The organism is Lysinibacillus sp. K60 (genome assembly GCF_019731275.1).
In the GTDB taxonomy this organism is placed as follows: Bacteria; Bacillota; Bacilli; order Bacillales_A; family Planococcaceae; genus Lysinibacillus; species Lysinibacillus capsici.
This window is the reverse complement of sequence record NZ_JAASJR010000003.1, coordinates 283,055-308,656: the sequence shown is the minus strand read 5'-3', so window position 1 is coordinate 308,656 and position 25,602 is coordinate 283,055. Positions and strand designations below refer to the sequence as shown.

Sequence of the window (25,602 nt, the reverse complement as noted above, 5' to 3'; positions counted from 1 at the left end):
GGGTCTTTGCTGTTATTTTAAAGTACCTGTACTAATAATGGACGTTTCTACATGGACCTTCACGTCTAATTTTCTAATAAGCTCTCTTGTTTTTTTCGATGTCCATTTTCCATGATGATACATTCTAAATTCTTCACTTAAGCCAGCTGGATCTACCTCTGTTTTATTTAATCGCGCTAAAAATTCACTAATATCCTGTTCCAGCTGTTTATTCACATCTTTTTCCAAATCACTTATACTTTCAACTGTAAATAAATGTGATTCTCTTTCTCCCTTATATTCGCTTAAAGTACCCTTTATTTTTAAGAAAATCGTTAATTTGGGTGATTCCATATTTTTATTACTCTCTTTTTTCACACTGCTCTCGATTAAATCAATCATTACCTTTTCTTCTCCATGTCCCGCATTTAAATCAAGGTGCAAAGGAGCAAGATTTTTCTGTCCACTTAAAGCTTGAATAACTAGTGCTTCCTCAGGTTTAATTAATTCATGCATCTGATTCCCTTTAAATATGGCAACGCCTTTAATCTCTAATTTCTCCCCTCGTTTTTCAACATAGGGTAATACTGTATCCACTACAGGATTTGTAATCGAGTACATAAAATCATGAATATTGGTATTGGGATTAAAAGCAGTATTGATACTCGGCTCTAATAGATTGTTCAAATAAAAATTAATACTTGGCTTATCAGGATAATCCCCTTTTAAAATCGCTTCCGCATTATCCTTCACAACAGCTATCAATACTTTATTACCTACTTCCGCATTGCGATATAAGTGCTGAACAATTTTTCGAACATTCCCTTTCCGCGCAAAATCTTCGTTTACTAAGACAACTCGCAATTGATTGAAGACTATTTTCTTATCGGATTGCTTTTCTATTTCCACGATGCCGCTTGATACTAAATCTGTTGTGATAGAAAAAGTTTGTGTGTCCTTTTCTGCGTCTGGAGAATATTGGGGGATCGCTACTGTGAGTCTCATCTGATTCTCATCGATATAGTCAAAAGCCATCGAATCTACCATCCCAACATCCTCTAGAGGAACTTTTATTTCTTTTTTAGAACAACCTGCAAGTAAAACGAAAATCAAAAAAGAAATGATGCATAGATGTTTATTTTTCATACCTGCACCTGCTTTTTTCGAATAACATATATCAGGATTAAAAACACTGGCCAGCTTACCAGCACATAGCCTACATAGTTACTTGCCATAAATAATTTTTCTTGGAATTCACGCGAAAAGGGCATTTTTACAATAAAGAAAATAATCAAGGCGATGATATACAACTGATAACTTTGCTTTTTCTTTTTAAGGAAGGTATCCATACCCCTCTTTGCACACCATACATAGGCTGTAATCGAGGATAAGATTAGAAAAACCCAAAGCGTAATGCCAATGATATCGATTCGCTCAATAAAGGTAAATTCTCCTGCCTTAAATAGGTTTAATACTGAAAACTCTACATTTTTTAATTGCCACTCTGAATAATACATGACGCTAATAGCTGTTGTGATAAAGCATAAAAATATACTAATCCAAATACCGATTAAGGAATGACGAAATGCCTTTTTTTGATCGATGATATATGGAAAATAAAATAGAATTAATTCGTAACCAAGGATAGAAAAATATCCTTGCTTTAACGCTTCATAAAATTCCTTAGGCGTAAAATTAAAGAGTGGCAAAAAATGACTTGGATCACCTTTTTCAATGGCCCAGCGTGTAAAATAGAATAATCCAATGGTAATAAAAAATGTCATTATACAAAATCGTGCAATAGATTTAATACCCCCACTTACAATATAAATAAGTAGCAGTAAAAAGCAAAGAACAGGCATGGTGATGGTTTGTTCCTGCAATGCTGTACTTTGAATTAAGTGCATATAATTACTAATAATCCCTGCACTAAAAACAATAAATTGAATAATGACGAGTAGATTTATAAATTTTCCGAGCCATTTTCCCAATAATATTTCATTCATTCGAAATAAATCATCATTGGGAAACTTCGAACAAAGCCATACCATCGCAAATAGTGTCAGGCTAGCAATCACACCAAAGAGAAGAGGCATAAATGATTGTGTGTAGCCCATAGGACTTAATTTCTGAGGGAGCGAAAGGATACCGGTACCAATCATAATACTTTGCGCTAAGAAGATGACATGATAACGATTTAACACCTTTCCTTTTGTTGTATTCAAAGTTAACCACCTCATTCTCATTCTGACACTATTTTTTCTGTACTTTTGAAATACCAGTCTTACTTCTTATATATTTAGTTGGAAATCGGATGACACTATCCAATAAATCGCTTGGCTTTCTTGGAATAGCAGGTGTCATATAATGCGTTCCTAAAGATTTGAGACTTAATAGATGGTGAATCAACCACGCAAAGGCGAGCATCTGTCCAAATAAGCCAAACAGCCCTGCTGATAAGATAAAAATATACCTTACAAAACGACTTGTATTACTCATTAAGAAAATTGGCGGTAAGAAGGAAAGTAGCGCTGAGGTAGCGACTAATACAATGAGTATATTACTAAGTAATCCAGCTTCTACAGCCGCTGTACCAATTACAATACCTCCTACGATACCAATTGTTTGTCCGACTTTGGCAGGCATTCGGGAGCCCGCTTCTCGCAACACTTCAATAATAAGCTCGATAAATAATACTTCAATCAGTGGAGGAAAAGGTACCTTACTTCTTGATTCCTGAAGATTTAGTAATAATTCGTATGGCAAAATTTCTGGATGGAAGGTTAAGGCTGATATATACATTGGTGTAATCATGATCGTTAAGAAAAAACCAAAAAAGCGCAGCATCCTTAATAAAGATGCTGTTGTCCAACGGTTGTAGTAATCCTCAATCGACACGAACATTTCAAAAAAAGATGTGGGACAGACAATGGCTAGTTGACTATTATCCATAAAAATGACGATTCTCCCATCCAGAAGATAACGGCAAATACTATCTGGACGGACTGTCATGTAGTATTGTGGAAAGGGCGATAATGGATTATCCTCAATTAATTGCTTCAACACGGATATATCCGTAAATAACGGATAATCTACCTGGTCAATACGGTTTCTTAAATCATCTAAATTTTCATGGCTCACGATATTATCCATATACATAATCGATATTTTAATATTGGCTTCTGACCCAACAATTCGATTTTCATTTTTTAGCATGGAGCTTTGAATACGTCTTCTCACTAACGATATATTCGTTTCTAATGATTCTGTAAATGCATCCTGTGGACCAATTACAGTCGACTCTGTTTCCGTATCCGTAATGGCCCTTGTAGGTGCGCTATACGTATCGACGCTTAATAGGGCGTTGGTTTCGTGAAAAAAAAGAAGGGTTTGCCCAGCATTCAATTTTTTAACGACACCTTTCACATCCTTCGGGTCCACATATTGAGCCATTTGATGAATTTGTTTCAAATTATTAGCTAGTGGAATCGTCACCATGGTTTGTAAGGTCATTTTTTCGATGAGTGAGGAGAAATAAATGACCGTCACATCCCCTTCTTCTGTAGCAATCATTTTCAGTTTTACGTCATCGACTTCGTTAATCTCCTGCTTTAATTTAGCGACAATCTGCTCGGGTATCTCGTTCATTTTCGCTCCACCCCTTTTGTTCCGATAAATACCAGTCCATATCATTCAATTTTTAGTAGTTTGTCTTTTTTTCATTTAATTATGTAAAAATTGTGCTAGCAAAAATAGCCATACAAAAAGGATGCATCCCATTTAGAGATGCATCCTTTTACGCTATTCTATAGAATCTTTGCTGTATCGGTTTTTACCAATACCAAATACGTAGTAGCTAATGGTTACAAGAACTAAGAAAATAATACCCACTATTAATGACACGCGTGTATCATCATTGAACCACATGCCGACTAGTACCATGATTAAAAAGATGATTGTTACATAGTTTGTAATCGGTGCGAACGGCATTTTGAAAGGATGCTTAGCTAGCTGCGCTCCCTTTTCTTTTCTAAAACGAATTTGACTTATTAAAATGATAAACCATGGAATCATCCCTGGTAAAACACTTGCACTATACACATAAACAAATAAGTTTTTAGGGGCAATATAGCTTAGTATAACACCAATAACTAACCCCACTAATACACCCGCTGTTCCAAATAAAGGCACGCCATTACTAGAAAGCTTTGCGAAAAATTTTGGTGCTTGTCCATTCATAGCAAGTGTATATAACATACGTCCAGCACTATAGATTCCACTGTTACACCCTGACATTGCAGCAGTGATGACGACGAAATTAATAATGCCTGCAGCAGCTGTGATACCTACCTTAGCAAATGTCGCAACGAAAGGACTACCAATTGTGCCAAGCTCGTCCCAAGGATACACTGTAACAATGACAAAGATTGCACCGATATAGAAAATTAAAATACGCCAAATGATACTTTGAATCGCATTGGTAATTGTTTTCTGCGGATTTTTTGCTTCTCCCGCCGTAATTCCAATGAGCTCCACCCCTTGATAGGCCGCAACAACTAAAGATAAGGCAAAGAAAAATCCTGTCCAGCCACCTGTAAAGAAGCCACCGTGACTCCACAGATTGGATAAGCCGATTGCTATCCCATCATTGCCAAAGCCAAAGAAGATAAGTCCGACCCCTGCAATAATCATTAAAATAATCGTAACAATTTTAATCATCGCAAACCAGAATTCAAATTCTCCAAATGATTTGACAGAAATGAAGTTCGCCACACCTAAAATCACCATTGCAATTAGACCAGGTATCCAAGCCGGTAATTCTGGATACCAATATTGCATATACGTTCCTACTGCTATAATTTCAGACATCCCAACAATAACCCATTGGAACCAGTTACTCCAAGCTGTTAAATACCCTGCTAAAGGATGAATATATTTATAGCCAAATGTGGCAAAAGAGCCTGTACTTGGCTCCATATAAAGCATCTCACCCATTGCCCTCATAATGAAAAAAATAAAAATACCTGCAATACCATAGGCAAGGAGTACAGAAGGTCCCGTCCATTGAATAGCACTTGCTGAGCCCATAAATAGCCCAACACCAATCGTACCGCCAAGTGCAATCATTTGAATATGACGTGCTTCTAATCCTCTTTTCAATTCCTTATTGGCCACTCCATAACGCCTCTTTTCCTGTTGTTCTTTCTACGATGTTTTTACTTTAAAATAATAATCAATTTTTCTAAAAAAGACAAATGTATTTTTAGGAAAAACAAAAAATATTGCTATTTTAATAGAATAACGAAAAATAGGTAATAACGACGATTTAATTGATGTTTGTACGAAATATGATGTTACTTCAACATTATTTAAATCAGAAAATTCAAAAAACTCTATTCCATTCAAGTCGAAAGGAATAGAGTTTGCTTCGTTATTGTAATAAAGTTTGTTCGTGTAATTTAGCAGAGAAGTATTTACGTGCATCTGCTGTTAGAATTTGTAGCAAAGTCACTTCTTCTTGACGTGCAAATTCTACAAACATCCCACTTAAATTTTCGTAGACATATTTGATTTTAAAGCCACTATCTAAATAATGATCTACTTTTTGAATTTCCTCTGTGCTTTGTTGGAATTCAGACATGCCATCACCTCACCTTCTTTTGAAAATGTCTTGATGTTGTCTCACTTACTCGGCACCCTTCATCTCTAACAGAGGATCTGGTTGCTCCACCAGTTCATCTTCATTTGGGACCGCCGTTGGAGCTGCTGGTTGGCCAAATATTTCATCTAAATTATATCCGACTGTAATACCTAAATATTTGGCATCACTTGGATCATCTAGCTCAGCTTGTGGATACTTTTTAAACCACCAATACTTCGCTAATACATAATATACAATCGCGCCTACAGCGAACCCTACTAAAGAAGAGTAAGTTGAAAATATATTGGCAACTGCACCACCGATTACCCAGGCGATTAACCCAGCCATATTAAAGCCCTTATAATATTTAAATTGCCCATCTAATTCATAAAGCTCTTTTACATGTACGCGCCGTTTACGAATCAGGTAGTAATCAGCAAATAAAATACCTACAATCGCTGTTAAAATACCGCCAATGATTAATAGGACATTGACCATGACATCAAATAGACTCCAAGGCTGTGCAAGAATACCAATAATCCCTGCAATAACTACCCCTACCCAGAATGGCACTTTTGGCCCCCCGATATTAGAGAAAATAGTAGCTGCTGGTACAACGTTGGCAGAGGTATTTGTCGACCATTGTGCTAATACAATCATCAGCAATAGAATCCCAAGAATAAAGCCGCTTGCACTTTGCTGTAAGGCATTAATTGGGTCTGCCGAGGCAACTGCCATATAGCAAACTGCACCAATCGTAACAATGAATGTGTTTGTAATGGGCATAACAATTAAAGAGCCTACAAGCTGTGTTTTATTACGCTTAAACCAATTACGCTCATTTTTAGGTGCCTTAAAGAATCGGGACAAGGATGGCATATCAGCTGCTAATGTTGCCCAAAAGCCCATATTTGCCATCACTACTACCATAAAGGCGGTAAAAGCAGCGAAGCCTGTTGTTGGGGTTTCCACCCACGTCCAAATATTTTTCCCCTGAGATGTTGCATTATCTGCCAATGTGTAATACATCCAACAAGAAATTAAAATAATGACAGGGGCTGCTAAATCGGCAAATCGCTCAATGGATTTAATACCAAGTGATGTATTAAAGAGTTGAAGCGCTGCAAACACAAGGAAGCAGATAAACCAATTATCAAAGTCAAACAATAAATTTAAAATTCCGTTTATCGCTAAGGCACCAAAGTACGTATTCAAACCAAACCAACAGGCAGCTGTAATACCACGTACAAGGGAAGGTATATGAGTACCGAATGTGCCAAATGGTGCACGCATATAAACAGGGAAAGATAATCCATGCTCTATTCCTATATCACCAATTAACGTCATAAAGACGCCAATTAAACAAGAACCTACCAATGTTGCCACAATCACCATGGGTAAGGATAAACTCATAATAGCCGAACCACCAATGGCAAAAGCCGCTAATACAATTGCCATTCCTATCCAAATTACCGCAAAACCAAATGTTCCAATATTTCTTTGTTGATGTGTCACTGGAAGTAAATCTGGGGATTTTAAATAATTCCCTTCACGTTCCATAATGTTTCTCTCCTTTTTTCCTAATTTCCGTGACAACCTACTTGAAGTGCCTTCCTTCACCCAAAATGCTGAAGGAAGGTGGAATTTCGATTTTAATCTTTCTTCAAAATTGAACAACGGTCCTTTATTTTGATAGACTGCTAAGAAGTGATTGGCGTTCATTCCATGTCATTGGCGGAATTGTGGATGGACGTTCAACCATTGAAATGGCACCATCGACAGGACAAACAATTGAGCATAAATTACAGCCTACGCAGTCTTCCTCACGAACCTTTAGCATTGGGCGACCATCCTCCGTATAAAGGTCAATACATTGATGGGATGTATCTTCGCAAGCAATATGACACTTATTGCAATTAATACAAACATCATTATTAATTTCTGCGACAATTTTATAATTTAAATCTAAATCACCCCAGTTTGAATACCTTTGCACAGAGCGACCAACTAATTCCATGACGGAAGCTAGACCTTTATCATCTAAATAATTATTTAGACCATCAATCATATCCTCTACAATACTAAAGCCATGGTGCATCGCTGCTGTACATACCTGCACGCCTGTCGCACCCATTAAAATAAATTCTGCTGCATCCTGCCAATTCGAGATGCCACCAATACCTGATATCGGTACATTGACTAATGGATTACGAGCACATTCTGCAACCATGTTTAGTGCAATTGGTTTAACTGCTGGACCACAATAGCCCCCATGAGCTCCTTTTCCAGCCACATGTGGTACGGTATTCCAAGAATCTAAATCAACACCGGCTAAACTGTTAATCGTATTAATCATACTCACAGCATCTGCTCCACCTCGTGTTGCCGCTTCCGCCGTCACGGTAATATCCGTAATGTTGGGCGTTAGTTTAACAATGACAGGTGTACGCGCCGCTTCCTTTACCCAGTACGTTTGTTTTTCCACCAATTCAGGGACTTGACCAGAGGCAGAACCCATGCCTCGTTCTGCCATCCCATGTGGACAACCAAAGTTAAGCTCAAGACCATCAACCCCCACATCTTCTACTCGTTTCACAATTTCATGCCATTTTTCTTGCTTTGGTTCCACCATTAACGAGGCAATAATTGCGTGGTTAGGAAACTTCTTTTTCGTTTCATAGATTTCTTGTAAATTCACTTCTAATGGTCGATCCGTAATTAATTCAATATTGTTAAAGCCTGCTACACGTTGGCCATTATAGCTAACTGCTGCAAAACGGGAAGACACATTTAAAATAGGTTCTCCTAACGTTTTCCAAACTGCGCCACCCCAGCCCGCTTCAAATGCACGTTGTACTTGATAGCCTGAATTCGTTGGTGGAGCAGATGCTAGCCAAAATGGATTCGGCGATTTGATGCCCGCTAAATTAATGCGTAAGTCTGCCATATAAGTTCCCCCTCTAACCGTACTAACAATCTTTTGTCAACTGAAAGCATAGTGCCAGATACAGGCTGTATGACCACCATTTCAGAACATAGGATACTGTATAATCATTCTGAAGAGGGTTAACAGCCTGTAAAAACCCGATTGGTGAATCTAACAATCAGTGAAGGAAGAGCCTCCACTGATTGAAGGTTCACTTTATGCAATCTCACTTGGTTTTCTTAAACGTTCATGAATCTTATATGCTGCATCTTTTCCTTGCTGTACAGCGGTCACTACCATCGCTTCACCCTGTCCATTACCAAAGACAACATCTCCACATGCAAATACTTTGTCATTGGACGTTTGCATTGTTGTCTCATCAATGTCTACGACACCATTTGTATGAGCTAAACCAAAGGCTTCAATTAACGATACAAAACGAGTTTGCCCGATGGCTTTAATAACAGCATCCACTTCAATGATAAAATTGGAGCCCTTTACTTCTTCAGGGCGTTGTCGACCATCAGGACCTGCCTCACCGAGCTTCATTTTCACACATTCAATGCCTGTCACCTTTCCTGCTTCGTTGCCAATAATTTTTTTAGGTGCAGTTAGCCATTTAAATTCCACACCATCCTGCTTGGCAAATTCATATTCAAATTTGTATGCTGTCATTTCTTTTTCTGTTCTGCGATAGAGAATTTGTACATTGTCTGCACCTAAACGTACCGCACTTGTAGCACCATCTATCGCCGTGTTTCCAGCACCGATTACGGCTACTCGTTTCCCTACAATATCATTTGTAAGCGGTCCCATTTTTGTTTTTCGAATAAACTCAATTGCATCATGTACCCCTTCTAAATCTTCTCCATCAATGCCCAAGTTTGGGACAGCACCCATACCAACAGCTAAAATCACACTGTCATAGTGCGCCAAAATTTCATCTGCAGAAATATCCACACCTACAGCTGTATTCGTTTGAATGTCCACACCAAGCTGTTCAATCTGCTCTACTTCCCAATCTACGACATCATTTGGTAATCGGAATGCTACAATTCCATAGCTTCCTAAGCCCCCAGCCTTCGCTTCAGCTTCATAAATAGTTACTTGATAGCCTAAGCGACTGAGCTCACGAGCTGCAGACAAACCAGCAGGACCTGCCCCTACAATGGCTATTTTCTGTCCATTATGTGGACCTGCCTTAAATAGCTGAGCATTGGTTTCCATTGCCCAATCCGTTGCATAACGTTGTAACTCACCAATTTTAATTGGCTTTGTTGAAGAATTTAAGACACACGCCCCTTCACACAGTTCTTCCGTTGGACAAACTCTTGCACAGCTTGCACCAATTGGGTTTGCTTCTAATATAGTCGTAGCAGAACCCTTCATATTACCAGATGCAATTTTTTTTATAAAATTGGGTATTTGAATACTTGTTGGACATGCTTTAATACATGGTGCGTCATAGCAATACAGACAACGATTGGCTTCCTCAATAGCCTCATTCTTTGTCATCTTACCTTTTAATTCTACAAAATTACGTCTAAGCTGAACGGTCATTGCATTTTCTTGAATCGGAACCATTTCCACATCCCCCTCATGTGTTCATTTTTTCCGTACCCTAATTACGTAGACCGATTGCTTTGCTCTCCAGTCAAAACAATCGGTCCTATCCTGCAGGAAGCTAAATGTTTAGTGCTTCCGCAGCTACTGTTTTTAATGGACGTTTAATGTATCGTCCACTGCCAAGTACACCTACAAATTCTTTATTTTTAATGACATATTCCCCACGTACGAGTACACTAACAGGCTCACCTGTTACCTCCCAGCCTTCATATGGGTTATAGTCCACATTCATATGATGTGTTTTAGCTGAAATTTGGCGCTGTGCCTCTGGGTCAAAAATGACGATATCCGCATCTGAACCAATTGCAATCGTTCCTTTTTGCGGGAATAAGCCAAATATTTTTGCGGCACTAGTAGAGATCATATCTACAAATTCATTGATGGAAATTCTGCCTTTTGCCACGCCCTCTGAGTATAAAATACTGAAGCGGTCTTCAATGAATGGTCCGCCATTTGGAATTTTCGAGAAATCATTTAAGCCTAACTGCTTTTTACCTTTAAAGCTAAAGGAGCATTGGTCTGAGCCAATCGTCTGTAGCTGTTTTGCCTTTAAGGCATTCCATAAATGTTCTTGATGATATTTAGGACGAAGTGGCGGTGACCAAACATATTTGGCTCCTTCAAAGCCTGGTTGCGCTAATGCGGATTGATCAAGCGTTAAATACGGTGGACAAGTTTCACCATAAACATCATAGCCCTTTTCACGAGCAGCAATAATTTCATCTACAGCTTCTTTACATGTCACATGCACCACATAGAGCTTCGCACCAGCTATATGCGCTAATTCGATAGCACGTTTTGTTGCCTCTCCCTCCAATTCCGCTGGACGAGTTAGTGCATGATAGATCGGTTCCTTATGTCCAGCACGTCTTGCCTCCTCTACTAACTCATCTATAACAGAGCCATTTTCACAATGAACCATCACTATCGCACCAAGATCCTTAGCGATTTTAAAGGCTTTAAATAGTGTACGATCTGTTGCTTGGAATTCTTTTGCATAAGCCATGAAGACCTTGACAGAAGTAATGCCCTCTTGCTCCAATAATTGTGGTAATTCAGCTTCGGTTTCAGGTGTTAGATCACCAATCATCAAGTGGAAGCCATAGTCAATAGCAGACTTTCCTTTTGCCTTGTCGTGCCATTTCTCTACGGCTGTCGATAATTTTTCTTCTCCTGCTGTTAAACAGAAATCTAAAATAGTAGTTGTCCCACCAAAAGCCGCTGCAATGGTGCCTGATTTCCAATCATCATCCGTCACCGTATTATTGAATGGCATGTCTAAATGCGTATGGGGATCAATGCCACCAGGCAATACGTACTTGCCTGTAGCATCAATAATTTCAGCACCAGCTTCGATTAAATTTTGTCCAATCTGAACAATTTTACCGTTCTCAATTAAAATATCTGCCTCAAATACATCAGCAGCTGTTGCTACTCGTCCACCTTTAATGATTTTTTTCACTATGCCTCTCACCCTTCATCACAAAATTAGAGAATGCTTGATAGTTAATGCAGTGTATATGTTTCGCCCATACTAAACTTCGTTTGTAGCGTTAACACCGTTTCCAATAAAATATCTGCGCCCTTTGCACAATCTTCAAAGGCTGTTTCCTCTTCTTCACAATGACTCTTCCCTTGAATACTTGGAACAAAAATCATCGCGGAAGGAACCATACTTGCCATATACTGTGCATCATGTCCAGCGCCACTAAACATACGATGAGATGAATAGCCAAAGCTTTGACAAGCTCTTTCTACTTCATTGCAAATCGCACTATCAAAATACACGGTATCTCTGCCCCATAATTTGACAGGCTGAATATGGCATCCGCCTGCTGTCTCAGGAAGCGCGTTGAGAATATCCTCAACCTGTTGCATGACCATTGGTTTTTGATGACGTGAATCAATTGTAAATGTCACCTTATTTGGGATGACGGTATGAATATTTGGGGAAACATTCATACGACCAAAAGTAAAAACAAGTTGTTCGTCAATTTTTCCTAATTGTTCATATAGCTCTTTAATGATGGTTGATGCCACAATCATTGGGTCTTTACGCATTGACATTGGGGTTGTACCTGCATGGTTTGATTGCCCTCTAATTGTAATTTCATAGCAGACCATACCTAGCACACCCTCAACCACACCAATTTCCTGCTGTTTTGCTTCTAATACTGGCCCTTGTTCAATATGCAATTCGATATACGCAAGTGCTTCCTTCAGACGATTGGCTTGCTCTCCCTCATAGCCACTTGCTTGTAAAGCTTGTTGAAAACGAATGCCGTTTTTATCCGTAGATTGGAGCATTTTTTCTTTGTCAAATTTCGAGGTGATGACGCCTGAACTCATCATGGCTGGATCAAAACGTGCCCCTTCTTCATTCGTGAAATTGACAATCGTAAGAGGAATGTCCACTTCGATATCATTTTCCTTTATTGTTCGAATGGCCTCGATCGCTGTTAGTACACCTAACACACCATCAAATTTTCCACCTTTTTCTACTGAATCTAGATGGGAACCCATGACAATGGGTGGCACATTCTTTTTACCAGGAAGAGTGGCGTAAATGTTGCCCATATCGTCCACCTGAATATCCATTCCTAACGTTTTGCAACACTCACAAAAATAGTTTCTTGCTAATACATCCTCATTCGAAAGAGACAAACGTGTGACGCCACCATTTTCGGTGGCCCCAAATTGACTAAATTGTTCAATTAACTCTTGCAATCGTCTACTATTACATTTATACATATGCAAGTCCTCTCTTTCACAGTAGTTAATAAACATTCTAAAATAGATAAAATTTGTGAGATATGGATAGTAAACTAAAAAAATATGTGCAACTGCACATCATATATGGTAAGTTATGTTCATAATTAAGGGGGGAACGTATGGGGACGATTCGTAAAATTGTAGAGGGAGTTCATTTCCCAATGCTCACATTAGTCGCTGGACATAGTGGTACGTATCGCAGAGTTACTGGTATTAATGTTGTGGAAAGCAGTGATTTAATCATGTTTTGTAGACCCAATGAATTGGTTGTCACAACAGGCATTCATTTAGATGCGCAGCAAGACTCCTTGGAACATCTTGTCAAACAGGCATACACGAAAAAAGTAGCTGGCTTTATCATTAATACAGGACCATTCATTCCTAGCATTCCAGAAGCCGTCATCTCTTTTGCCAATCAACATGATTTCCCTATTTTTCAAATGCCATGGAATTATCGCATTGCTGATCTATTAAAAACTACCTTTCAATTTATTGCCAATCACCATCAAGAGCTTTCTATCGAAGAAAAGGTTCTTTTCAATCTACTATTTCATTACAAACAAAACACTAACACAATGAAAGATCAACTAGCACAGCTAGGATTTCCTCAAGGAAGAGAATTAGCGATCATAACTTGTACAACCATCGGCTCTCAAACAGCTATTGACCGTTATGAGGTCATGATCCAATTCGCTTTTCAAAATCGCTATCAACGCTTCTTAAAATTAAAGCATAAAAATCACCTCATCTTTTTAATTGATAAAGCACAAATCAATACACCTAATATCCCCTTCTCAAAAGTTGTGGAAGAAATCTATGAAAAAATCACACTAAAAAATGGTTACTTGGATATTATTATCGGCAAAGGTAACTTTCATAAAGAGCTAGAAAATGTTCGCCAAAGCTATGATGAGTCCTTAACCGTCATCCATTTAGCACAGCTTCATAACAACCGTTATTTGTATAAGTATAAAGAAATCGGTGCCTATAAAATATTGATGGCTGTGAAAAATCAGCCCCTAATGAAATCGTTCAGTCAGGATATTTTAGGACAGCTTTATCGCTACGATGAATTACATGGGACAGACTATGTACCTTTTTTACGGATTTTCGTTGAGGAAAATGGCAGTACAAGCAGGATTAGTGAACGTCAATTTATACATCGAAACACGGTCCTCTATAAAATTAAGAAAATTGAAATGCTATTAGATATGGACTTAGGCAATCCCTTTACGAAGACTAATTTGTATATTGCCTTTTTAATTGAGGATGTCTTAATGCATCAATAGCCTGTCACAATTTTAAATTAACTGAATTATCTTTCTCGTTAAATACTCCTTCTAAAATTCTGGAAGCATACATATAAAGTACAAATGGGGGCGACTGTGCATTTTTGTTGTCCACATCTGAGGAAAACATATGCATGCTAATCAACTACCTGTTTAGAAGGAGTGAAGCTTCGTGACAAATGTAACAAGTCCCAATTGGCAAGTAAAAGATGAACAATTTGTATGGCATTCTATGAAGCCCTACAATCCAAATGCAACAATGATCGTCCAATCCTCTAAAGGAGCATGGATTACTGACATTGAAGGTAAGCGCTATTTAGATGCAATGGCAGGTTTATGGTGTGTGAACGTTGGTTATGGACGTGAGGAGATTGCCAAAGTTGCCTATGAGCAACTGCTAGAAAATACGTATACCCCATTATCTATTGGGCACATCCCTGCTATTCAATTAAGTGAAAAAATTAATGAGCTTTTAGGGGATGATTATGTCATCTTTTTCTCTAATAGTGGCTCTGAGGCAAATGAGGCAGCCTTCAAAATAGCTAGACAATATCATCAACAAAAAGGTCACGTCAATCGAACGAAAATTATTTCTCGTTACCGTGCCTATCATGGTAGCTCGATGGGTGCTCTTGCAGCAACTGGACAAGCTCAACGAAAATATAAATATGAGCCACTGGCACCAGGTTTTTTACATGTCACACCACCTGACACTTATCGTGCCAATGAGGACCATATTCAAAGTAAGGACCCTTGTGCATTACCATCCGTCCAAGCAATCGATCATGTTATGACTTGGGAAATGTCAGATTCCATAGCAGCAGTCATTATGGAGCCTATTATTACTGGCGGTGGGGTAATTATGCCCCACGACCGTTACTTACAAGGAGTTAAAGCTGTTTGTGAGAAGCATGGCGCACTACTCATTGTCGATGAAGTCATTTGTGGTTTTGGTCGTACAGGCAAAGCTTTTGGATTCCAAAACTACGGCATCCAGCCTGATATTGTGACTATGGCGAAAGGCTTAACAAGCGCTTATATGCCACTGTCTGCTACAGCTGTTCGTCGTGAAATTTATGAGGCGTTTGCTGGAACTGAGGAATATGACTTTTTCCGTCATGTCAACACATTCGGTGGATCACCAGCAGCATGTGCCGTCGCATTAAAAAATATTGAAATAATGGAAAAGGAAAATTTATTTGCCCACTCGGCTGCTCTAGGTGCTACATTACTCACTACATTACAGGAGCAATTAAAGGAGCACCCGAATGTTGGGGATGTTCGTGGGAAAGGCTTATTAATTGGCGTAGAGCTAGTACAAGATAAAGACAGCAAAATACCGCTCGACATTACGCTTGTGAACAAAGTAATCACACAATGCAAGGAACAAGGGTTAATCATTGGGAAAAACGGGGTAACCGTGGCAGGTTTCAATAATGTGTTAACCTTATCTCCTCCTCTGAATATTTCCTCAGATGAGAAGAATTTCATTGTTGAAAAATTTGTACAAGCCTTACATTCTATTAAACTGTAGGAGGAATAACTAGATGGTAACGAATACAGACATACAGGATTTAGGTCATTTTATCAATGGACAAACAGTTCTAGGGAAAAGCGGCCAGTTTTCAGATGTATTCAACCCAAGCACTGGTACTGTCATTGCTCGCGTACCTTTGGCAACAAAACAAGAGGTACAGGAGGCGATTGCTGCTGCCCAAGCGGCTTTTCCTGCTTGGCGTGCCTTATCAGTTGGTAAACGAGCTGAAATTATCCTTAAATTCCGCCAACTCATAACAGAAAATATCGATGAACTAATTGATATGATTTGTACAGAGAGTGGCAAAACGATTGAGGATGCCAAGGGCGAAATTACTCGCGGGTTAGAATCTGTTGATTTAGCTATCAATGCTCCACATTTACTTAAAGGAGAGTATTCGGTGAATGTTGGTGGTCATATCAATGCCTATTCTCTGAAAGAACCATTAGGCATTGTAGCGGCTATTTCACCATTTAATTTCCCTGTCATGGTACCGCTAGCAATTACAAGCATGGCGGTGGCTGTAGGAAACTGTGTGATTCTGAAGCCGTCAGAGCGGGTTCCTTGCTCCGCATTATTTTTATCAGAGCTGTGGAAAGAGGCAGGCTTACCAGATGGGGTTTGGACTGTTATTAATGGGGACAAAGATGCTGTGAATGAGCTGTTATGCCATCCAGCCATTGAAGCGATTTCCTTTGTAGGCTCTACGCCAGTTGCAGAAGCCATTTATGCTACAGCCTCTAAACATGGGAAGCGTGTCACAGCACTAGGGGGAGGTAAAAATAATATGGTGGTTATGCCAGATGCTGACTTAGAGCATGTAGCAAATGCCTTTTTAGGGGCTGCCTATGGAGCTGCCTCCCAGCGTTGTATGGCACTGTCTACCATTATTCCTGTTGGTGAGGATACAGCCAATAAATTAGTGGGTATTCTTGCCGATAAAATTGCCAAATTAAAAGTGGGTCCCTATACAGATGCCGAAGTTGATTTTGGACCAGTCATTACTCAGCAATCTAAGGATGCCATCATTGGCTATATCGATCGTAGCCTAGAAGAAGGCGCAACACTGGTCTGCGATGGGCGAAATCCGGAAATTGCCAAACAATCGAACGGTTTCTATCTTGGACCTACATTACTCGATCATGTAAAGCCTGGGATGGAAATTTATGAACAAGAGGTTTTTGGACCTGCACGGAATGTCGTCCGCGTGGCAACATTAGAGGAAGCTATAGCCCTTATTAATGCCCATGAATTAGGAAATGGTGTAACCATCTTTACAAACAATGGTGCAGCAGCTCGAAAGTTTACCACTGAAATTGAAGTAGGTATGGTAGGTGTCAATGTACCGATTCCTATTCCAGTAGGTTATCATAACTTTGGTGGCTGGAAACGTTCAAGATTTGGTGAGGGGTATATGTTTGGACCTGACCAAGTACGTTTCTTCACAAAAGCGAAAACCATTTCAGAAAAATGGATAGAACAAGGGAATGACGTTACCTCTTCCTTTGCATTTCCAAGTAATCAGGACTAATCCTAAAAAATAAATATTCGCGTAGTCAATAACTACGCGAATATTTTGAAAAAACTGACATACCAACATGGTCATCAGTTTTTACAGTTTAACTACTTGTTCTCTTTTTTCTCTTCCGTTTTTCTTACTTCTGAGAAATCTGTTTCTTCCCCAGCCTCCATGCCATAGCTAGGATTTCTATCCATACGAGTGAATGTATCCACATCATCCTCGTCTTCAAATCGCTTTACAAGAATTGGAATCGAAACTAGCCCAGCAAGACCAACGAGTGCATAAATCCAACGAGATAAGACCGCCGTTTGTCCACCAAATAAATAAGCCACTAAATCAAATCTAAAGAATCCAATGAGTCCCCAGTTGATTGCACCTATAATAACTAGTACTAAGGCGATTCTATAAAGCACGCTCATGTGTACACCTCCTTTATTTTCAATACTCCAAGCTATATTTCTTAGCAGGGAGGTGTCATAAGAAGCGATAAAATGACAAAGACTAGTCATTACAACCGCCGTTTTGACGGTCTTATTTTTTGCAATAACCTCTTTTTTATACTGTGTACAAATGGCGAAATAACGTACGCTGATGAATGGCGTTACTTGGATGGATTTTTATGTGTCTGCTCATGCTGAAGCAGCCATTCTTTGCGCCACATCCCGCCTCCATAACCTGTTAGCGTTCCATTGGAGCCGATAATTCGATGACATGGCACAACAATGCTGATATTATTTTTACCATTCGCACTACCAACAGCCCTTACAGCTTTTTCATTGTTAATAGCAATGGCGATATCCTTATATGAAGCCGTTTCACCAAATCCTACACTCTGTAAAACATGCCAAACAGCTTGTTGAAAATCTGTACCTTGAAAAACATAAGGAAATGAGAACTCCTGACGATCACCTAGAAAATACTCATGCAATTGCTTAACACATTCTAGTAAAACTTCAGGTGTGTCTTGCTGAGGAGCATTGACGACTTGCTCTCGCTCTACAAAGTTAATGGCATCAATTGCTGTATCACTTCCCTCAACTTCTATAATCCCAATTGGTGATGGATAATCTAATTTATACCGTTTCATACAGTGACCTCCATAAATAAAAGGTGGCATAAGCTTGCCAGCCTTGCCAATGTTCCGCATAGTTCTTTAATTCTTCAATTGTTGGTTTTTGTTCTAAGCCTAGTTGTGTTTTTAAAGCATTATGCAGACCAACATCTGCTATAGGAAATGCTGTCGGTTGTTGCAGACACTTCATAAGCACATAATCTGCTGTCCATGCTCCAATTCCTCGAATGTCCATTAATCTTTTTTTCATGGCTTCGTAGTCCTCTTGTTGACACAGCAAATCTTTTGTCAATTGACCGCTTGCGATCATTTTGGCAATATCAATAATGTATTCTGATTTCCGCCGTGTAAATTGGAGGTTGATCAAATTATCTACCTCAATAACAGCTATTCTCTCTGGCGTTGGAAACAGCCAATAGCTTTGCCCTTCAAAGTAAATATATTCTCCAAATTGCTCGACAAATCTCTTTTTTAACGTATAGGCAAAAGATAAATTTATTTGTTGACCAATAATTGCCCAAACTAATGCCTCAAATAAATCAGGAATCCCGATTAACCGTAATCCGCTATATTTTTTCACAAGTGAACTTAAGATTTGATCGTTTTCAGCCATCTGGTAATACCCCTGCAAATCCTTTGTTAAATCAAACCACTCTGCGACATATTTTGCGATGATTGCCTGTTCATGGCTAGCTGGCTGTTTCATTGGAAATGTTACTATTATTTTATGGGCTTGATCAGTTATTTCACATAAAATAAACTGTTCATCAATCTTCAATAATTTGTAGAGCACATTATCCTTTATATGGTGAAGAATTTCGTGATGTGAGCGCTTTAAGAACTGCAAACACTCTCTATAATTAAATGCTTGTGGTAACTCGATCACTAAATAACCAACATCGTTTGTCCATTTCATATCATGTCCCCCTGTTACGATAAGTTACGGTATTCTGTAGGTGAACAATTTTTCATCCGTCGAAAAACTTTATAAAAATTAGATGGACTTTGAAAGCCAGCTTCATAACATATCTCTAAATTTGTAAAGTCGGTATGTTTTAATAGATGGGCAGCCTTATCAATTCTGATTTTCTCTAAATACGTTCGGGGTGTCTCAGCAGTCTCTTGTTTAAATAGTCGTTCAAGGTGAAAGGGACTGAGGCCAACATGCTCCGCCATATCCTGTAAAGTCACTCTTTGTTTATATTCGTTCATCATAAAAGTCGTGACATTTTTAATCAATTGCGTGTGAGGGGAATGTTCGATTTCAGGCTGACATCGTTTACATGCCCGATAGCCAGCCGCCTCTACCTTTTGGATATCTTCATAAAATTCAACATTCATCTTTTTCGGTTTTCTGGATTTACAGGAAGGACGACAATAAATCTTAGTAGTTTTAACCGCTGTATAAAAAAGCCCATCATAGGTTTGATCACACATTATAATCTTTTCCCATTTTTCCTCAAATGATAAATTGACTGCATCGTCCATGATTATTTCACCTCATTCCCATCGACTAAATATATAACACAGAAGTATCTTGGTCTTTTAATAATTTTGCAGCATGCTTTGTTAAATGCGCAATTATTTTATCTGAAAGTGCATTACCAAAGCTAAAACGTTTCACCCCTAATTCTTTTAACAGCTTGACATTCGTTAAATTAGGTAAAGAAAGAAGATTAATGGGCGCATTTATATTACAAGTCACCGTGCTTATTTCATTGGCATCTGTTAAGCCTGGGATAAATATACCACTTGCTCCACTTTCAATATAAGCTTTTGCTCTTGTGCATGTTTCCTCAAATGGTTGCTCCAATTGAAAATACGTATCCGTTCGAGCATTAATAAAGAAATCTTTATAGCCATGATTATCTAATTCTTTCTTCATGTTTGTTAATAAATAACAGTGTTCAATTATGCTTCTTAAGCCTGTTTGATGTTTAAGGGAATCTTCAATGTTAATCCCTGCTACTCCCACATCTGCCGTTCTCAAAACATTGTCGATAATACTTTGTTCATCATGGCCATACCCCGCTTCAATATCTGCTGATACGGGTATGTTGACTTGCTCTGTAATGGATTGAATAATTGTTAGATGTCGTTGAAAATCGATTTGTTCACCGTCCGCATAGCCAAGTGTGTTTGCTATGCCCCAGCTTGTTGTGCCAATTGCTTGAAAACCTGCCTTTTCTAATGTGAATGCTGATAAAACATCCCAAGCATTTCCAATAAATAATAGCTCTTGTGAAAAATGTAAATCATAAAATTGCTGAATTTTTGACATAATATAAGCCTCCATGCTATTTGTTAGACCTTATATTATCAGGAACTATCCTTTTATTTCGTCCTCAATCTTGCTGTTATGGTCTATAATAATGTTGTAACAAATATCTTGTAATAGGCTATTCAATTGTTTACATATAATCTAGTAACTGAAGAATAGGAGCTATGACCCTTACATGAAAAATAAAATAGTCAGAAAAATAAATTTATTCGCACTTATTATCCTAGTTATGTTCGCCATTATCCCCTCTGTTTGTGCAATCAGCCCAACAGATAAGCTGCTAGATCCTATTGTGTTAGGACAGCATTATGAAATTTTTCGAGACACTTCCAAAAAGGCCTCTATCGAAGATTTATTGAGTGGTGTCCATGACCATTCTTTTGTGGCTAGTAATCAATCGTATCCATTCTTTTGGCATACGAGAGATACGATTTGGTTACGTTTATCCATGGATGATATTTTAATAGATAAAAATGAATCCTATTTGCTAGAGGTAACAGATAAACTAGATAGCATTGATATGTATGTCATTAAAGCGGATGGGACCTACGAGGTACAAAAAAGAGGAATTACCAATCTAGGGGAGCAATCGATACCTTCACGATCTAATTTATTTCAAATCAATGATCCTACTATTCGTGAAATTTATTTTAAGTTAGACGGGGCATTACCATTAAGTATAACATCCTATCTTTATAGTGAAATCAGTTTCATCAACAAGATCAGCGAATATAAATTTTTAACAGGTATCTTTTATGGTTTTTTATCCGCCCTCTTAATTTATAATTTATTTTTATATTTTTCATTAAAAGACAAAGCATATTTCTTCTATGTTCTATATATGCTTAGCTTTATTTTCTATCAAGCTACGTTAAATTCACTAGACATCGAATTATTAGGATCATGGTTGCCTAAAGCGTTCTTTATCAAATCTTTAACAGTCAGTGGAAATCTTTTGCTTGTATTTATGCTTTTATTTTGCATTCAATTTTTAGAGTTAAAAAAATTTCTACCGCTATTCCATAAAATAGGGAAATTGCTTTTATGGATTACGATCTGTTCTTTAATGGCCTCCTTTATCATTCCTGATGTGTCTATTACCAATAATTTTACAACTAGCTTTGCTGTTATTGTCTTTATTTTTTTATGGTTGTCAGGCATTTTCGTATTAGTAAAGGGCCAAAAAATGGCTCGATTTTATCTAATTGGTTGGACGGTTTTACTTGGCTCCATTATCGTTCAAGCACTAGCCTTTTTAAGTGTGATCCCGTTCCATCCACGTATATTTGAGGAGGCTCCGGCTATTGGAGCTATTTTTGAATCAATCTTTTTATCTTTAGCACTAGGAGATAAAATCAATATTATCAAGAAAGAACATCAAATCATGCAAGAAACGTTAAATGAGCAACTTGAAGAGAAAGTACACGAACGCACCCAAGAGCTTGAATTAGCGAAGCTGAAGCTTCAAGCATTAGCTAACACAGATCATCTAACACAGATTCCAAATCGTGTACGCCTAGATGATGTATTAGAAAAAGAGTTAGAACAAGCTCAAAGAAATGGAACACCTCTTTCTATTATTCTGTTAGATATCGATCACTTCAAAGCCGTCAATGATGAATATGGTCATCAGGTAGGCGATATTGTATTACAAACTGTAGCAGAGCTATTGAAAAATAATGTACGAGCTGGAGACATCGTTGGTAGATGGGGTGGTGAAGAGTTTTTAGTCATTTGTCCATATTCTCATTTAAAGGATGCTGTGCAGCTCTCTGAAAATCTAAGACAGCAGCTTGAACAGCATTCATTTCCAATTGTTGGTCACAAAACAGGAAGCTTTGGTGTGACATGCTTTGTGATGGGCGATACAATTCATTCCTTAATATCTAGATGTGACAAGGCTTTATATCAGGCCAAACACCATGGTAGAAATCGTGTGGAATTTTTACTAGATTATACAAAACCGGAGACGAAAACAGAGGCGTCATTACCTTGACGCCTCTTTGTCCTTGTTTACACATTGACTTTTGAATAATAAAACGCTAATCTTTTTGATGAGCAAAATAAAAACAAGCAACGAGAATCATAAACATCGCCACTCTTTTATGGCTTCAACAATATGTAAAAAACCCCTTCTAGCAATGCTAAAAGGGGTTTCTATTATTTTTGCCAATGATTTAGTTCCTTTAACAATTCGGGTAGCTGCAATTTCTTGACATCGATAGGTGGCAATGCCTTAATAAACTCTTTCCCATATGACTTACTAGTAATTCGTCGGTCTAGGACAATAAAAGCTCCTTTATCCTGCGAAGAACGTATTAATCGACCAAAGCCTTGCTTAAACCTCATGATCGCTTCTGGTAGGGAAAGCTCAGTAAAGGAATTGCGGCCTTGAGTAGTTAGGTGCTTTGCCCTCGCCTTAAAAACAGGCTCTTCTGGTGAAGAAAATGGTAATCGTACGACAATGACAGAGGCCAGTGCATCTCCTGGAACATCTACACCCTCCCAAAAACTGTTTGTACCAAATAGAACGGCATGACTAAATTTTTGGAATGATTTTAGAATGCGCATACGGCTACCACCTGTTACACCTTGTGCAAATAGCATGTAATCATCTAATAGTTCACTATCTTGGATAAGCTCGACTGTTTTTCGTAGCATATCCTGTGCTGTAAAGAGTACAAAGCAACGCCCTTCTGTCATTCGAACAGTCCTCGTAATTGCATGGGCAACAGCCTCAATGTATTCTTCTTGGCTGACATGCTGAATATCTGGCATATCGGTGACGATAAATGCCTTAGCTCCAGCATAATAGGCTGGCGGAGCTTGTAGTTTCAAGACTTCAACATCATCAGAAATGCCCAACTGGCGTGTAACAAAGCGCTCATTGCCTGGTACCGTTAATGTGCCTGATGTCCAAACAATACTTGCTTGCTGACGTAATGGTGCTAATACTTGTTCAATTATCGGCGTTACATTGACAGGCTTCTTAAAGACATGGAGACTGCCTGGGACACTTCGTACATCAAATTCTAACCAAATAGAATTGCCTTCCTGTGGGGACAGAAAAATATCGTCCCATTCTGCAATTTTTATCTTCACTTCGCGAATCCAATATTGCCATTCAGATAATACATATTGATCGTTTTTATCTAGCTGCTCAATCGCATTTTCGAACGACTGTGTAATGGTAGTAGCGAGATCCAGCCATTGCTGGGTTAGTTTGCTTACTTGTGCAAACGATTCTTTCGCAAGTGAAACATCCTCTAAAAACAAGGTACATTTGCTACCTGCTTGTTTCCCTTTCATTTGCTGTTGCAATTTTTGAATTGTTCTCTGGATTGTATCATCAAATGTCCGCTGCAAACGTATAAATTGTGCATCAAGATGCTGTAAATTTCGCATGGCTACTCGCTGTTTTTTCTTCGCTGCCTGGCAAAACTGCTGAAATAAAGCCGTATCCTCCATCGTACCAATTTGTCCAAAAATATACTTCCATTGTGTGTAGGAGAAGACTACTTCATCCTGCTGCATAGCAGCCTGAATAAATTGATGCGCCTCGTCAATAATCCAGCCATCTATTTCTGTAAAGAGTGGTGTTTGACGCACTAAATCACTTAAAACCATGGCGTGATTCGTTACAATACAGTCAGCAACTGCACTGTTCTTTAAAGCTTGCTCATAGAAATCAAAGCCCTTTGAAGGCTTGTCATTCGGTATTTTTCGGATTTTTTCTAAAAACAGTTGTCCGCCACCAGAAACATTGAGCTCGCTCAACACACCTGTCTCTGTTTTGGTCAACCACACAAGTATTTGTAAAATAGTAAATGTATCATCATAGGATTCATCAGCATATGCCATACATTGCTCAAAGCGATCGAGATCAATATAATGCTGCATTCCCTTCAGCACACACAAATTCACCTTTGTCCCAAGGATTTTTTCGATCTTTGGTAGCTCTTCTTCTACAAGCTGTTCTTGTAAATAGGAAGTATACGTACTGATGGCAATCTTTTTATTGACAGCACGGGCAAATAAGATGGCTGGAAGTAAATAGCCAGCAGTTTTACCAATACCTGTAGAAGCTTCAATCACGCACTCCTGTTGTTCATGTAATGCCCGCCAAATCGTGTCCATCATGTCAAATTGTGCAGGACGTTCCTCAAAATTTGGCAGTGCCTTTGCCATTAAAGTTATTTTCTCATCTACTGATTGAGGGTAGGCAATCGTTTCTGTCACATGCTCATGCTTATTTCGGCCATTACCAATGGCAAAATTACGGTAATAATGTACATTTTCGCGGCCCGTCGTATGCTGGCGCTTAATTTGCAACGCCTCAAAAAAAAGCTGAGAAATATTTGATTTCAAGCGAAATGAACGCTTATGCATCTGTTCAAGTGTAAGCTGCGGTAAACTTAGTAGCTCCTTCCAGCAATGCTTGAATAGCTCAGCTGTCGCGCGTGCATCGTCATCCGCTCGATGTGCATTTGCTAACTCTATATTTAAATCGGCCGCTAAATCCCCTAGCTTAAAACCAAGTGACATAGGGAACAAAATTTTAGCTAGCTCCACCGTATCCATTTTTTTACCTTGCCATTTCGGTAGTCCAGCACGTTTAAACTCTGCTTGTAAAAAGGTTAAGTCAAAATCTGCATTATGTGCAACAAATACACAGTCAGCCAGTAGCTCATATATGTAATCCGCATGCGCTTCAAATGGGAAGGCATCCTTTACATCCTCATTTGTTATATGCGTTAAATCTTGAATGAAAGTTGGAATAGCTTTCCCTGGATTAATGAACTTCGTATAGGTACGCTCAATTTCCCAATCCTTCATAATAACAATGGCAATTTGAATCATCCGGTCCCCATTGGCTGGTGAATGACCAGTTGTCTCCAAATCTACAATTGCATATTTTTGACTTTCCATCATACATCTCAACTCACAGTTCACATTA

Annotated in this window: 20 protein-coding genes; 4 read left to right on the top strand and 16 right to left on the bottom strand. The window is 38.6% G+C overall.

The window, feature by feature from the left end:
• Nucleotides 1-12 precede the first annotated feature (12 nt).
• From HCH28_RS08870 to HCH28_RS08825, 10 genes are all read right to left on the bottom strand, one after another.
• A complete protein-coding gene (locus tag HCH28_RS08870) occupies nucleotides 13-1,125 on the bottom strand; it encodes a Ger(x)C family spore germination protein (RefSeq protein WP_221680645.1) in 1,113 nt (370 codons plus the stop codon).
• Nucleotides 1,122-2,204 carry a GerAB/ArcD/ProY family transporter gene (locus HCH28_RS08865; RefSeq protein WP_054550732.1) on the bottom strand — a complete coding sequence of 361 codons (1,083 nt, stop codon included), beginning with the start codon at nucleotides 2,202-2,204 and terminating at the stop codon, nucleotides 1,122-1,124. The genes HCH28_RS08870 and HCH28_RS08865 overlap by 4 nt, the downstream gene beginning before the upstream one ends.
• A gap of 28 nt (nucleotides 2,205-2,232) precedes the next feature.
• Complete coding sequence (locus HCH28_RS08860) at nucleotides 2,233-3,627, bottom strand: spore germination protein (RefSeq protein WP_221680644.1); 1,395 nt, start codon at nucleotides 3,625-3,627, stop codon at nucleotides 2,233-2,235.
• Nucleotides 3,628-3,780: 153 nt separating this feature from the next.
• On the bottom strand, nucleotides 3,781-5,154 hold the full coding sequence (locus HCH28_RS08855; RefSeq protein ID WP_221680643.1) for an amino acid permease: 1,374 nt from the start codon (nucleotides 5,152-5,154) through the stop codon (nucleotides 3,781-3,783).
• 256 nt (nucleotides 5,155-5,410) lie between these two features.
• Nucleotides 5,411-5,620 carry a hypothetical protein gene (locus tag HCH28_RS08850; RefSeq protein WP_004232753.1) on the bottom strand — a complete coding sequence of 70 codons (210 nt, stop codon included), beginning with the start codon at nucleotides 5,618-5,620 and terminating at the stop codon, nucleotides 5,411-5,413.
• Nucleotides 5,621-5,665: 45 nt separating this feature from the next.
• Nucleotides 5,666-7,180: an NCS1 family transporter gene (locus HCH28_RS08845; RefSeq protein ID WP_221680642.1), complete on the bottom strand. Its 1,515-nt coding sequence runs from the start codon at nucleotides 7,178-7,180 to the stop codon at nucleotides 5,666-5,668.
• 124 nt (nucleotides 7,181-7,304) lie between these two features.
• Nucleotides 7,305-8,567, bottom strand: coding sequence for an NAD-dependent dihydropyrimidine dehydrogenase subunit PreA (gene preA, locus HCH28_RS08840; protein WP_221680641.1), 1,263 nt, complete (start codon nucleotides 8,565-8,567; stop codon nucleotides 7,305-7,307).
• A gap of 195 nt (nucleotides 8,568-8,762) precedes the next feature.
• Nucleotides 8,763-10,130, bottom strand: a complete 1,368-nt coding sequence (locus HCH28_RS08835; RefSeq protein ID WP_221680640.1) for an NAD(P)-dependent oxidoreductase — start codon at nucleotides 10,128-10,130, stop codon at nucleotides 8,763-8,765.
• Nucleotides 10,131-10,230: 100 nt separating this feature from the next.
• Nucleotides 10,231-11,634: a dihydropyrimidinase gene (hydA, locus tag HCH28_RS08830; protein ID WP_221680639.1), complete on the bottom strand. Its 1,404-nt coding sequence runs from the start codon at nucleotides 11,632-11,634 to the stop codon at nucleotides 10,231-10,233.
• 44 nt (nucleotides 11,635-11,678) lie between these two features.
• The gene (locus tag HCH28_RS08825; RefSeq protein WP_221680638.1) at nucleotides 11,679-12,923 is read right to left on the bottom strand and encodes a Zn-dependent hydrolase; all 1,245 of its coding nucleotides are present in this window, start codon (nucleotides 12,921-12,923) and stop codon (nucleotides 11,679-11,681) included.
• 140 nt (nucleotides 12,924-13,063) lie between these two features.
• Here HCH28_RS08825 and HCH28_RS08820 point away from each other — a divergent pair, with 140 nt between their 5' ends.
• From HCH28_RS08820 to HCH28_RS08810, 3 genes are all read left to right on the top strand, one after another.
• Nucleotides 13,064-14,233, top strand: a complete 1,170-nt coding sequence (locus HCH28_RS08820) for a PucR family transcriptional regulator (RefSeq protein ID WP_221680637.1) — start codon at nucleotides 13,064-13,066, stop codon at nucleotides 14,231-14,233.
• A gap of 172 nt (nucleotides 14,234-14,405) precedes the next feature.
• Nucleotides 14,406-15,767 carry an aspartate aminotransferase family protein gene (locus HCH28_RS08815; RefSeq protein WP_221680636.1) on the top strand — a complete coding sequence of 454 codons (1,362 nt, stop codon included), beginning with the start codon at nucleotides 14,406-14,408 and terminating at the stop codon, nucleotides 15,765-15,767.
• Nucleotides 15,768-15,780: 13 nt separating this feature from the next.
• Nucleotides 15,781-17,301 carry a CoA-acylating methylmalonate-semialdehyde dehydrogenase gene (locus tag HCH28_RS08810; protein ID WP_221680635.1) on the top strand — a complete coding sequence of 507 codons (1,521 nt, stop codon included), beginning with the start codon at nucleotides 15,781-15,783 and terminating at the stop codon, nucleotides 17,299-17,301.
• A gap of 92 nt (nucleotides 17,302-17,393) precedes the next feature.
• Here HCH28_RS08810 and HCH28_RS08805 read toward each other — a convergent pair whose 3' ends face one another.
• The 5 genes from HCH28_RS08805 to HCH28_RS08785 form a co-directional block, all read right to left on the bottom strand.
• The gene (locus HCH28_RS08805; RefSeq protein ID WP_004232735.1) at nucleotides 17,394-17,711 is read right to left on the bottom strand and encodes a DUF378 domain-containing protein; all 318 of its coding nucleotides are present in this window, start codon (nucleotides 17,709-17,711) and stop codon (nucleotides 17,394-17,396) included.
• Between the two features lie 182 nt (nucleotides 17,712-17,893).
• Complete coding sequence (locus HCH28_RS08800) at nucleotides 17,894-18,379, bottom strand: methylated-DNA--[protein]-cysteine S-methyltransferase (protein ID WP_221680634.1); 486 nt, start codon at nucleotides 18,377-18,379, stop codon at nucleotides 17,894-17,896.
• Nucleotides 18,366-19,280 carry a DNA-3-methyladenine glycosylase family protein gene (locus HCH28_RS08795; protein WP_221680633.1) on the bottom strand — a complete coding sequence of 305 codons (915 nt, stop codon included), beginning with the start codon at nucleotides 19,278-19,280 and terminating at the stop codon, nucleotides 18,366-18,368. The genes HCH28_RS08800 and HCH28_RS08795 overlap by 14 nt, the downstream gene beginning before the upstream one ends.
• 14 nt (nucleotides 19,281-19,294) lie before the next feature.
• On the bottom strand, nucleotides 19,295-19,852 hold the full coding sequence (locus HCH28_RS08790) for a bifunctional transcriptional activator/DNA repair enzyme AdaA (RefSeq protein ID WP_221680632.1): 558 nt from the start codon (nucleotides 19,850-19,852) through the stop codon (nucleotides 19,295-19,297).
• Nucleotides 19,853-19,877: 25 nt separating this feature from the next.
• A complete protein-coding gene (locus HCH28_RS08785) occupies nucleotides 19,878-20,645 on the bottom strand; it encodes an isocitrate lyase/PEP mutase family protein (protein WP_221680631.1) in 768 nt (255 codons plus the stop codon).
• Nucleotides 20,646-20,820: 175 nt separating this feature from the next.
• Here HCH28_RS08785 and HCH28_RS08780 point away from each other — a divergent pair, with 175 nt between their 5' ends.
• Nucleotides 20,821-22,641 carry a sensor domain-containing diguanylate cyclase gene (locus tag HCH28_RS08780; RefSeq protein ID WP_255600995.1) on the top strand — a complete coding sequence of 607 codons (1,821 nt, stop codon included), beginning with the start codon at nucleotides 20,821-20,823 and terminating at the stop codon, nucleotides 22,639-22,641.
• A 164-nt stretch (nucleotides 22,642-22,805) separates the two neighbouring features.
• Here HCH28_RS08780 and dinG read toward each other — a convergent pair whose 3' ends face one another.
• Complete coding sequence (gene dinG / locus HCH28_RS08775; RefSeq protein ID WP_221680630.1) at nucleotides 22,806-25,577, bottom strand: ATP-dependent DNA helicase DinG; 2,772 nt, start codon at nucleotides 25,575-25,577, stop codon at nucleotides 22,806-22,808.
• Nucleotides 25,578-25,602: the final 25 nt, after the last annotated feature.